Origin of the sequence: Shewanella inventionis (assembly GCF_014641855.1) — a bacterium.
Taxonomy (GTDB): domain Bacteria; phylum Pseudomonadota; class Gammaproteobacteria; order Enterobacterales; family Shewanellaceae; genus Shewanella; species Shewanella inventionis.
On record NZ_BMII01000003.1, the window covers coordinates 15120 to 26925 of the forward strand.

The 11806-nt window shown below is 44.0% G+C and carries 8 protein-coding genes; 6 read left to right on the plus strand and 2 right to left on the minus strand.

All coding sequences use genetic code 11. The features are described from left to right. Positions 1-910: 910 nt before the first annotated feature. Together fadJ and fadI are read right to left on the minus strand one after the other, a co-directional pair. Entirely contained in the window at positions 911-3037 is a 2127-nt protein-coding gene (gene fadJ, locus IEW93_RS02325; RefSeq protein WP_188736544.1) for a fatty acid oxidation complex subunit alpha FadJ, read from the minus strand. Positions 3038-3042: 5 nt separating this feature from the next. Beyond that, entirely contained in the window at positions 3043-4353 is a 1311-nt protein-coding gene (gene fadI, locus IEW93_RS02330) for an acetyl-CoA C-acyltransferase FadI (protein WP_188736546.1), read from the minus strand. A 251-nt stretch (positions 4354-4604) separates the two neighbouring features. Between fadI and IEW93_RS02335 the strand changes: the two genes are divergently transcribed. Genes IEW93_RS02335 through IEW93_RS02360 form a run of 6 tightly spaced genes read left to right on the plus strand, consistent with a single transcriptional unit; the run spans position 4605 to position 11788 of the window. Continuing rightward, positions 4605-5561, plus strand: a complete 957-nt coding sequence (locus IEW93_RS02335; protein WP_188736549.1) for an AAA family ATPase — start codon at positions 4605-4607, stop codon at positions 5559-5561. Positions 5562-5605: 44 nt separating this feature from the next. Next, on the plus strand, positions 5606-6538 hold the full coding sequence (locus tag IEW93_RS02340) for a DUF58 domain-containing protein (protein WP_373284864.1): 933 nt from the start codon (positions 5606-5608) through the stop codon (positions 6536-6538). Next, positions 6539-7081 (plus strand): DUF4381 domain-containing protein, encoded by a 543-nt coding sequence (locus IEW93_RS02345; protein ID WP_188736553.1) that lies wholly within the window; start codon positions 6539-6541, stop codon positions 7079-7081. It abuts the gene before it with no gap. Further along, a complete protein-coding gene (locus IEW93_RS02350) occupies positions 7081-8079 on the plus strand; it encodes a vWA domain-containing protein (protein ID WP_188736554.1) in 999 nt (332 codons plus the stop codon). Before IEW93_RS02345 ends, IEW93_RS02350 begins: the two co-directional genes overlap by 1 nt. Before the next feature lie 2 nt (positions 8080-8081). Continuing rightward, a complete protein-coding gene (locus tag IEW93_RS02355; RefSeq protein ID WP_229706556.1) occupies positions 8082-10160 on the plus strand; it encodes a VWA domain-containing protein in 2079 nt (692 codons plus the stop codon). Next, complete coding sequence (locus IEW93_RS02360) at positions 10154-11788, plus strand: BatD family protein (RefSeq protein WP_188736557.1); 1635 nt, start codon at positions 10154-10156, stop codon at positions 11786-11788. Before IEW93_RS02355 ends, IEW93_RS02360 begins: the two co-directional genes overlap by 7 nt. Positions 11789-11806: the final 18 nt, after the last annotated feature.

Consider the following 11806-nt stretch of genomic DNA (forward strand, 5'->3'; position numbering starts at 1 on the left):
AGCACGTAAGAAAGTGAAACTTCCAGAAGGGTTAAACCACTTAGAAGTTATACCTGCCAAGGCTTGGTGGAAATAACCTTTGTCGGTTATCCCCATAAAAAAAGGAGCTCAGGCTCCTTTTTTAGTGTCATACAATGGAGTTAACACTGTATTTTATACCCGCCTTGACGCAATAGTTTTACATCTGCAAGTCGCTTGTGAGTGCTAAACAACGGATAGGTCAATGGGCCTAATAATAATGCTAAAAAGCCCCATCGCTTGACTCCTAGCCCTTGCCTGTAAGCTGCCACCCCAAAACCAATACAACTGGCTGCACTCGTTAAAAGCAGAACCACTAACCAACTAAACTGCATATATAAAACCTCAAAAAGTAAGCGAGCTCTCTATCACACTGTCGCTCAAGCTATCTATCGCACTATCTATAAAGCTGTCCTCAAACCTCCATGATGATTTATAACAGCTCAAGGTATCCGATGTTCACTATTAATAACGATCATTTAGCACCAATGTACGATTAAATATCGTAATAGCATCACTAAAGTCCAAGCATTATAGCGAAAAGCATAACAAGAATCGATTAAAAATACGGCAAAAGTATGCCTTATTTAGGTGGTATTCCGGCAAGCTGTTGCCGCATTTTTGCGCCATGTTAAATAACCACTATCACAATATTACTGTTACAAATACATCACTCCACTAAGAGTGTTTTCTAACTTAATTGAGCGACTTGAAAACCTGGAGTTAGATTACGGCGTTATCGTTGTCTTAAGTAACAATGGCTTAAAAATACTAGCCCGAATAACAGGCCCGTCATTTTACAATACCCATTGGTATTTTTAGCATCAATATGATGAATTTAAGCGATAAAAAAGCCGCTCTTACATGAGCGGCTCATAACATATTTTAAACTCTAGTTAGGGTAAAACTGGCTACCCTCGGTTGCCATTTTCACCAAGGTTTCGCAAGGCGCAAAACGCTCACCATAAAGAGTTTGATACCCTCTTAAGGTTGCCACTAAATTACCTGCTCCTAGGGTATCAATATAACGGAACGGGCCACCTAAGAATGGCGGAAAGCCAATACCAAATATTGCGCCAATGTCACCATCTCTTGCTGAAGCAATAATGCCCTCTTCAAGACAACGAACGGCTTCGTTTAGCATTTGGACAGTACAACGCTCTGCAACATCTTTTGCTTCTTTGTCTGACGCAATTAAAATATCAAGTACTTTGTACACTGACTCATCGACCAGTTTGGCTTTTTTAGCTTTAGGTCCATACTGATAAAACCCTTTGCCATTTTTACGCCCTTTACGCTCATCGGCTAATAACTTGTCAAAGGCCGCAGGCGCTTTAAAACGCTCACCTAACTCTTTTTCTAAAATAGGCGAAATCTTACCGCCTACATCAATACCCACTTCATCGAGTAATGTCATCGGGCCGACTGGGAAACCAAACTTAACAAGCGCTCGATCTAAGTGCTCAACACGTTGACCTTCTAATAACAGTTGCGCGGCTTCATTCATATACAAAGCTAAGATACGATTAACATAAAAACCGGCACCGTCTTGCACAACAATTGGGGTTTTACCTTGTTTGCGTGCAAAGGCCACTGTCGTTGCAATGGTTTCAGGCGAAGTGGTTTTATGGGCAATCACTTCCACTAACGGCATTTTTTCTACTGGTGAGAAATAATGCAAACCAATCACGTTTTCAGGACGGCTCGCTGCTGCAGCAATTTGGCCAATAGGTAGTGATGATGTGTTCGATGCAAAAATAGTGTTTTCACCGCATTCACGTTCTACATCTTTCACCATTTGATGCTTTAGGGCTAAATCTTCAAATACCGCTTCAACCACGATGTCAGCATCTTTAATACCTGTGTATTCGGTTGTTGTGGTCATCAAAGACATAATATTGTCACGTGCCGCTGGCGTCATATGACGGCGCTTAACGCCTTTATCTAATAACTTGTAAGCATAAGATAACGCGTTGCTTAAGCCCTGCTCTGAAATATCTTTAACACGCGCAGGAATTTTAGCTTTGGTGGTGGTAACAGATGCAATGCCACCGCCCATTAAGCCACCGCCAAGTACCATCACTTTTTTGACCTTGCGTGGAACAGCCCCTTCGGCGCCAGTTTCTTTCTTCATTTCTGTCGTGGCAAAGAATAAGCTACGTAACGCGGCAGATTCTTTTGACATCACCAAGTTTGCAAAATGAGTGGCTTCAACCTCAAGCCCTTTTGCCATGCCTTTATTCATACCTTGGCGAACACAGTCAATGATTTTAGCCGGTGCAGGATAATTACCCTGGGTTTTCTTCATAACCTGCTTACGCGCTTGATCAAACATAATATCGCGCGTAAACGAACTCGACTCTAAAAATTGATTCATTTTAGATTGTTTGACAGGTTTGGCTGCACCCTTGCCTTTTTTAGCTAATGCAACCGCAGTTTCAACTAAAATTGAATTAGGCACAACATCATTAACCAGCCCCATTTTCAAGGCTTGTTTAGGGCGAATTTGCTTACCTGTTAGCATCATATCTAATGCTGTGGCAATACCGACTAATCGAGGTAAACGCTGGGTTCCGCCGCCACCAGGCAATAAGCCTAATTGCACTTCTGGTACGCCTAACATGGTCTTTTTATCGTCACTACACACACGTAAGTGACACGCTAATGCGAGCTCTAAACCACCACCTAAACACGCCCCATTAATGGCAGCGACAACAGGGATCGACAAACCTTCAAGCTCAGAAAATACCACATGGCCTTGCTGAGACAATGCTTTTGCTTGTTCTTCACTTTTACATGCCGCTAGCATAGTAATATCAGCACCGGCAACAAAAGAGTCAGGCTTGCCAGAGGTGATCACCAAGCCTTTAATGCTATTGTCAGCTTTGATCTCAGCTAAAATCTCAGTGATTTCTGGCCCAAATTCGGCTTTTAAGGTGTTCATGGTTTCGCCAGGTACATCCATTGTTAAAATGGCAATACCATCTTCACGGCGCGCTAAATTAAATGTTTTTTCCATGCTCATTACTCCACCTCTAAAATCATTGCTGCACCTAAACCACCCGCGGCACACGCTGTTGCCAAACCAGTACCACCGCCGCGGCGTTTTAATTCACGACACACTTGTGTAATTAAACGCGTACCGGTTGCAGCAAATGGATGGCCATAAGCTAGTGAGCCACCTAACACGTTAAATTTGCTCATATCAATTTCGCCAATCGCGCGGTTGCGCCCTAGCTTTTCTTCAGCAAACTTTTTAGAGCCAAACATCTGCATGTTCGCTAATGTTTGTGCTGCAAATGCTTCATGCATTTCAATTAATGTTAAATCTTCTAACTCCATTCCAGCGCGCTTAAGCGCTAATGGCGTTGCATAAGAAGGTCCCATCAACATGTCTTGCCACACATCAATAGCAGTAAAGGCATAGCTCTTAATGTAACCAATAGGTTGATAACCTAACGCTTTCGCACGGCCTTCGCTCATTAAAATAATGGCTGAGGCACCGTCGGTTAATGGCGTACTGTTTGCGGCTGTTACGCTACCGTGTTTGCGGTCAAACGCAGGGCGCAATTTAGCGTAAGATTCTAAAACTGAATTTTCACGAATATTATTATCACGATCGATAAATTGTTTATACGGCGGAATATGTGCCGTCATCACCTCTTGCTGAAGCACACCTGAATTCCAGGTTTCAGTTGCTAAGGTATGCGAGCGATGCGCTAATGCGTCTTGGTCGGCGCGGCTAATGTTATACGTTTTAGCCATTTGCTCAGCCGTTTGCCCCATAGACAAGCCCGTTGAGTATTCGGCCACCGCAGGCGGTACAGGCATTAAATCTTTTAAGCCTAAACGGCGAGCAATAGCAAACTTGTCCTTAAAAGTACGAGCCTTATTAAGGTCAACTAATGCGTGAGCTAACTTTTTAGACACACCAATCGGTAACACCGACGAAGAATCAGAACCACCTGCCAAACCAATTTCAATATTACCAGTCATAATTGACTCAGCAACGTTTACCGCAGACTGAAAGCTAGTCGCGCATGCACGTGTTACAGAGTATGCATCAGTTGACACATTCATACCTGTGCCTAAGACAATTTCACGGGCAATGTTTGGCGCCGCAGGCATTTGTACTACCTGGCCATAAACAAGCTGCTCAATTAATTGAGGGTCGATTTCAGAGCGAGACAGCAACTCATTTACCACCATTTTGCCCATATCTAGCGCAGATACGCCATGAAAAGCTGTCGCTTGTTTCGCAAATGGAGTTCGTAAACCGGCAACAATCGCTATGCGTTCGCCCCGGGCATTTGTTACCTGTTGTCTATCACTCATATGTCACCCTTCTATTATTGTTAGCTCATCAAGGCAGAGCCGATAAGTTTTCTATTTTTGCCAGATTATCTGGTCAGACCATCAAAGTGTGACCTGATTCTAACTTTTTATTGAATAGTTTTAAACAGGCGTTTACAACTATCTGCTTCATTAATAGTTAAAATATGTTAATCCTACTAGCCAAAAACCAATAGAATTCATAACATAGGCTTCAATAACCCCAATGCCAACTAAATAAATTGAGTACAGCTATGCCGTTAAGTCGTTTCCACTCACTGCGCACCTATTTAGATACTGTTGTGTTAGGTCAACCTGTATTAACCGAAAACTTATTAATCGCACTTATCGCCAATGGCCATTTATTAGTAGAAGGCCCACCAGGTTTAGCAAAAACACGTGCAGTAAAAGCACTTTGCGACGGTGTTGAAGGCGAGTTTCACCGCATTCAATTTACACCCGATTTATTACCTGCTGATTTAACAGGGACAGATATTTACCGCCAACAAACCGGCACATTCGAGTTTGAAGCTGGGCCGATTTTCCACAATCTCATTTTAGCTGACGAAATCAACCGTGCACCGGCAAAGGTGCAATCGGCATTGTTAGAAGCCATGGCAGAAGGACAGGTTACAGTAGGCAAAAACAGCTACCCATTGCCACCGTTGTTTTTAGTGATGGCGACCCAAAACCCACTTGAAAACGAAGGCACTTACCCGCTGCCAGAGGCACAACTTGACCGATTCTTAATGCACTTAAACCTTGATTACCCAAGTGCAGAAACTGAATGCGAAATTTTGCGTCAATCGCGCAAAGAAGCACAAACACATCAATTACCAACAATCGACCCAGTCGCCCAAGCAGACGTGTTTGCCGCTCGTGATCAAGCGCTAGAAATTTACCTAGCCGATCCGCTAGAACAATACATAGTCGAAATCATAATGGCGACTCGTCAGCCTGCTCGTTACAGTAACGAACTAGCAAAATGGTTAGAATATGGCGTAAGCCCGCGAGCAACCATTTCACTTGAACGTTGTGCACGTGCTCGCGCTTGGTTAAATGATCGCGACTTTGTGTCACCAGAAGACATTCAAGCCGTAGCACCTAACGTACTACGTCACCGCTTATTGCTGAGCTATCAAGCACAAGCCGAAGGCGTGACCGCAGACCAAGTGATAAATCATATTCTTAGCCAAGTTGCCGTACCTTAAAGGCGAAATTGCATGTTGATATTAGCAAGTAAAGTCGCATTATGATGCTAGATACCCAATCATTGCCTCTATACAGCGACGGAGTAAACCTCACAGAGCAAGAGCTTATTGCTTGCCAGAGTCTGTCGCGCGCCATTCCAGACCGTCAATCTCGCGCTAAAGCGGCATTGTCTGGCCATAGAAGCAGCCTCATAAAGGGGCGCGGAATGGAGTTTGCTGAAGTGCGTCATTACCAAAATGGTGATGATGTTCGCACCATTGACTGGCGAGTGACTGCACGTACCGGTGTGGCTCACACAAAATTGTTTGTCGAAGAGCGTGAACGCCCTATTCTGCTGCTCATCGATTTAAGTCATAGTGCATACTTTGGTTCGCAACTTTTATTGCAGTCAGTACAAATAGCACACCTGGCTACCACACTTGGCTGGAATGCTATTAATCATGGCGATCGTTTAGGGGCATTAATTGCCAGTGAAGCAACACATTTAGAGCTCAAACCGCGCAGCCGACGCCAAGGGATTTTGCAATTAACCTCTGGTTTAATTGATGTACACCAAAAGCAATTAAATCAAATTAATCAGCTAGCCTCAGCCCCTGACCACCTGTTCAAAGCTTGTCAGCGTTTACAACGTATTGCAAAGCCAGGCTCATTGATTTGGATTATAACTGACGGCCAACACATTAATCAGCAATGTTTAGCACCGCTTACTGAGTTATCTCGGCACTGTGACATTGGCGCATTCATCGTCACTGACCCACTCAGACAAGGCACATTAGCTTTACCTAAACAATTTACTTTACCCGTACGAGATGGCCATCAACAATTAACTTTAACTCGCCAAAGTTACGATTCATGGTTAACAAACCAACAATCACAACAGCAGCAATTTATTAGTTTAATGAATTTGATTAAAGTACAGCCTAAATTAATTGATGCCGCTAAACCACTGAGCGCCCAATTGGATATTTTACGTTAAATGACAACTTCAAATTTACCAATGCCGCCAACAACAGCCGATGCCAGTGCTTCTCCACTAGCACAATTAAATGACATCCAATTACCAGACCCCATTAGTGCTATGCCTATCGCACCCGGTTATTGGATAATTGCGGCATTAATTATCGTTATTGCCATATGGTTTGCATACAGAATATACAAACAATATCAATACCATGCACCCAGAAAAAAAGCATTGTCACTGCTGGATCAGTACGACATTAACGATGACAATTTTGCAGCCCAGGTAAACAGTTTACTTAAACGAACCGCAATGACTTATCTGCCACGAGAAAGCCTAGCCAAGCTAAATGGCCAACCCTGGTTTGACTGGCTCGACAGCAGACTACCTAGCAAGCAACAACATGTAATAGGTGAACTACTGTTTAAGCGTCATCAGGCCAATGGCTTAACTGCGGACGAAAAGCAGCAATTAGCGCTGTTGGCAAAAATATGGCTAAGCAATAAAAAGCCGTTTAGTGACCCGTCATTAACCACTTATCTGCATACGCAGGAGGCCTAATGCTAGCATTATATTGGCCTTGGCTTTTACTGCTACTCCCTTTGCCCTTATTGATTAAGCAAACCAAAACACACGAGGTTGGTGGGCACTTACACATTCCGGGCATTGCCAGTGGCATCACAGTCGCTCACACCCGAAAAAACAAACACAGTCGTAAACGTTATTGGTTAATGTGGGCATTGTTATTAATTGCTATCGCAAGACCACAATGGCTTGGCGATCCCATAGAGTTACCCTCTAAAGGTCGCGATTTGATGGTGGCCGTTGACTTATCTGGCAGTATGCAAATTGAAGACATGGTCATTAATGGTCAAACAGTGAATCGTTTTACGTTAATTCAGCATGTGCTCAGTGACTTTATTGAACGTCGTAAAGGCGACAGGCTTGGACTAATTTTGTTTGCCGACCATGCATACCTGCAAGCCCCATTAACCTTGGACCGCCGCTCTGTTGCAACCTTTTTAAAAGATGCACAAATCGGTTTAGTGGGCAAGCAAACCGCCATTGGTGAAGCCATTGCTCTAGCCGTAAAACGGTTTGATCAAGTAGACGAAAGTAACCGTGTGCTAATTTTATTAACCGACGGTTCAAACAATGCGGGCAATATTGAGCCCGAAGTTGCTGCGCAAATAGCAGCCAAACGCAATATTACCATTTACACCATTGGAGTGGGTGCTGATGTATTAGAGCGCCGCACCATATTTGGCAAAGAACGCATTAATCCATCAATGGATTTAGATGAAACACAATTGAAAAAACTCGCAGAAATGACCAATGGCTATTATTTTAGAGCGCGAAACACTGAAGAGTTAGACAGCATATATCAACAAATCGATAAACTCGAACCCGTTAGCCGAGACCAAATCAGTTATCGTCCTAAAAGCGAACTCTTCTATTGGCCTTTGTTATTGTCATTCATCATGAGTTTACTCATCGTTTTGCAACAACAATGGCCAACGGTTTTCGCCTCTAAAAATGCAAATAAGGAGGCAAACTAATCATGGTGCATTTTATTCGACCTGAATGGCTGTTAGCCTTGCTTCCTGTCGCTTTAATTAGCTTATTATTTTGGCGTAGACATAGCCAGCAATCTGCATGGAAACAATATATAGCACCACATTTAAGCCAACTGTTAATTACCCAAAATCTGGATAATAAAAGCCAGCCCAAATGGTTACTTATTTTATGCTGGTTGATTGCGGTTATTGCTTTAGCTGGCCCCGCAATTAATAAACAAAATTTACCTGTATTTGCAACAGAGCAAGGCAGAGTGTTGATAATGGACATGTCTTTGTCCATGTACGCGACCGATTTAAGCCCAAATCGTTTGTCATATGCTCGGTTTCGCGCAACTGATTTATTAGCAGAATTAAAAGAAGGTGAAACAGGCCTTATCGCCTACGCAGGAGACGCCTACACCATAAGTCCGTTAACTCGTGACACTGCAACAATTTTAAACTTACTCCCCACCCTATCACCCGACATCATGCCAACAAAAGGCTCTAATCTTGCATCAGCTCTGAGCTTAGCCCAGGACTTACTGGCTCAAGGCGGACATGTGCACGGTGATATTATTGTCCTCACTGACGGTGTGTCAGACAGCCAGTTTAATTACGCTGTTAAAGAATTAAAAAATAGCCGTTATCGATTATCCATTATGGCCTTTGGTAGCCAACAAGGTGCCCCAATTAGCTTAGGTGACGGCCAATTACTGCGCGATAACAGCAACGAAGTGGTCGTTGCCAAAACAGATTATGGCTTACTGCAAAAACTCGCTCAGCAACATCAAGGTATCTTAGTGCCAGCCCAAACCGATGGTAGTGATATTGATACCCTAACTGACTGGCTAGCGGTAGAAGGTGAGGCAACAGAAACAGATTTAGCCGGCGAATCCTGGCAAGACCTAGGCCCCTATCTCGCCTTATTGTTAGTATTGCCAATGCTAATGAGCTTTCGTCAAGGGTTACTGAATGTGATGTTAAATCCATTGTTTTTGCTCGGTGCGCTGCTCAGTATCAACATGATAAACAGCCAACCAGTGCAAGCCTCCCTTTGGCAAGACCTATGGCAAACTCAAGATCAGCAAGCACAATCGGCGTTTGAACAAGGTGAGTTTGCTAAAGCGGCTGACACCTTTGAAAGTCAACAATGGCAAGCATCGGCACATTACAAAGCGGGCAATTACCAACACGCGCTTGAAGGTTTTGAGCAAGATAACAGTGCCAATGGCCTGTACAATCAAGGCAACGCCCTAATGCAACTTAATAATTATCAAGAAGCAATTAATCGTTACCAGCAAGCCCTTAAAATGCAAACACCATTTGTAGAAGCTCAGCAAAATCTTGAGTTAGCAATGAAATTGCTTGAGCAGCAAGCTGAACAATCACCTAATCAACAACAATCTGGTGACGGTGAGCAATCAAACCAAAATAACTCAAGTTCAGATCAATCTAACGCAAGTGATTCATCTTCATCACAACAATCACAGTCAGAACAAAACGGTGATCAACAGCAGAATAATCAAGGTGAGCAGCAATCACAAAATGATGCTGAAAACCAACAACAATCACCACAAGATGACAATAGCGAACAGTCTAGTGACCCACAACAAAGTGCATCTGACAACCCAAAAAATGATAATCAGCAATCATCTGGCTCGCAGCAGCAAGCTGGTGAGCAACAAAAGCCTAATAGCCCTGAGGCGGATGAGCAATCGGCCACCGACAGCACTCAAAGTGATATGCAGTCACAACCATCTGGACAACAGCCAAGCGACGAGCCATTAAGCAACGAAGCCAGCATGCAAGCGGCGGCTCAAGAAGCAGAAGAGCAAGCAAATCAGCAACAGCAAATTAGTGCGAGCTCAGCAGCAGAACCATCGTCACAGCAACCTCAAGGAGAGCCTGCTGAAACGATTTCTGCATCGCAAATTAACCCAGATGATTTACCCGCTGACATGCAACGAGCCTTGCGTGCCATCAACGAAGATCCACAAGTGCTGATCCGTAATAAAATGCAGCTTGAATACCAAAAACGCCGTCAAAATAGTCAACCGTCTAAGGATAATGAACAGTGGTAATCAGAACTCTATTTAGCCTATTGCTATTTATCATTGCCTCGCCCGCTTTTGCGCTAACTCAAGTACAAGCCACTGTCGATAGAAACCCCGTGGCCGAAGGTGAGTATTTTGTACTCGATATCGTAGCCGATGATGATCTCAACGCGGGCGCACTCGATACATCAGTATTATTAGACGATTTTATTGTCGGTCGCACCAGTGTTGGTCGTAGCACTAAAATGATTAATTTTGACACCACGCGCGAAACCCGCTGGCAAGTGTTACTCTCACCTAAATCAACTGGCACAGTCATTATTCCGGCGTTTAACATTAACAATGTCAGCTCAACACCCATCGCGTTAAAAGTATTACCCACTGGCGCATCAGCCGATGAGCTCGACAATGTTTTTATTAAAGTAGAAACAAACGCGACTGAAGCTTATGTTGGCCAATTAATTACCTATAAAGTTAAATTGTATCTCGCTGTAGAACTTCAACGCGGAGTGTTAAGCGCCCCCGCAGTAGAAGGGGCACAAATAAAACAAATTGGCGAAGATAAAGATGGCAGCGAAATACTCGATGGTCGCCGTTTTAGAGTGATTGAACGCACCTACGGGATTATTGCCGATTTGCCAGGCGAACTTGTCATCAATGGTGCAAGCTTCTCAGGTGATGTATTAGTTGAAGCACCTCGTCGCGGGGGAATGTTTGGTTTTAATGAAAGCAGACCGATGCAAACCGAAGCTGAACGCGAAGTGATTCAAATCAACTCAACACCTGCAAGTTACCAGGGCAAATGGTTAGTTAGCGACATTGCAATGCTAAAAGAAACCTGGCCAGACGATGTCAGCGAGTTTGAAGTAGGTAGCCCAATCACCCGCACTATCAGCCTTATTGCGTCCAATACCGACGACACGAGCCTGCCCGATATTGATATTCCGTTAGCTGAAGGATTAAAAGCGTACCCAGAAAAACCCGTTAGACAAACCTTTGTACGCGACAATCAAGTGGTGTCGCAATACAGCTTAACCACGGCCATAGTACCGACAAAACCTGGCACTTATACCCTTCCAGAAATTCGCGTGCCATGGTGGAATCCACATCTAAAAAAACAACAGTATGCAACCCTACCTGAACGCACAATTGAGGTCATTGGTAGCAGTGCAGCCACAACAGATATACCCGCGGCGGACAGCTTTAGTCCTGCCAGTAACCAAGAATATTGGCCCCTCATCGCCGCGGTATTCGCCTTACTATGGCTGATAACCTTAGTGCTATGGCGCAGGGCAGTTGCCGCAAGTTATTCATACAACCCACAACATGATATACACTCAAAGGCTGATGCTCCGCGTAAAACAGCCACTACAGGGTTAAATGCGATAATGCATGCATGTGATAAAAATGATAGCAGCGCAGCAATCACAGCCGTGCAGGCCTATTTTAGTGAGCGTTTAGGGCAGCCAATGACACTGAGCCAAATTAGCGCTTTATCAACACCGCTAGCTCAGGCCATTCATAAACTGCAAGCCGATAAATACAGCCGCCAACCACAGGCGATGGATAAAAAATCATTAATGGACGCCATTCTGGCTTACAAAGAGCAACCCCAGGCTTATAAAAAACCACTCATCGCAGACCTAAACCCTTAACCGTCCATTAGGTTTACT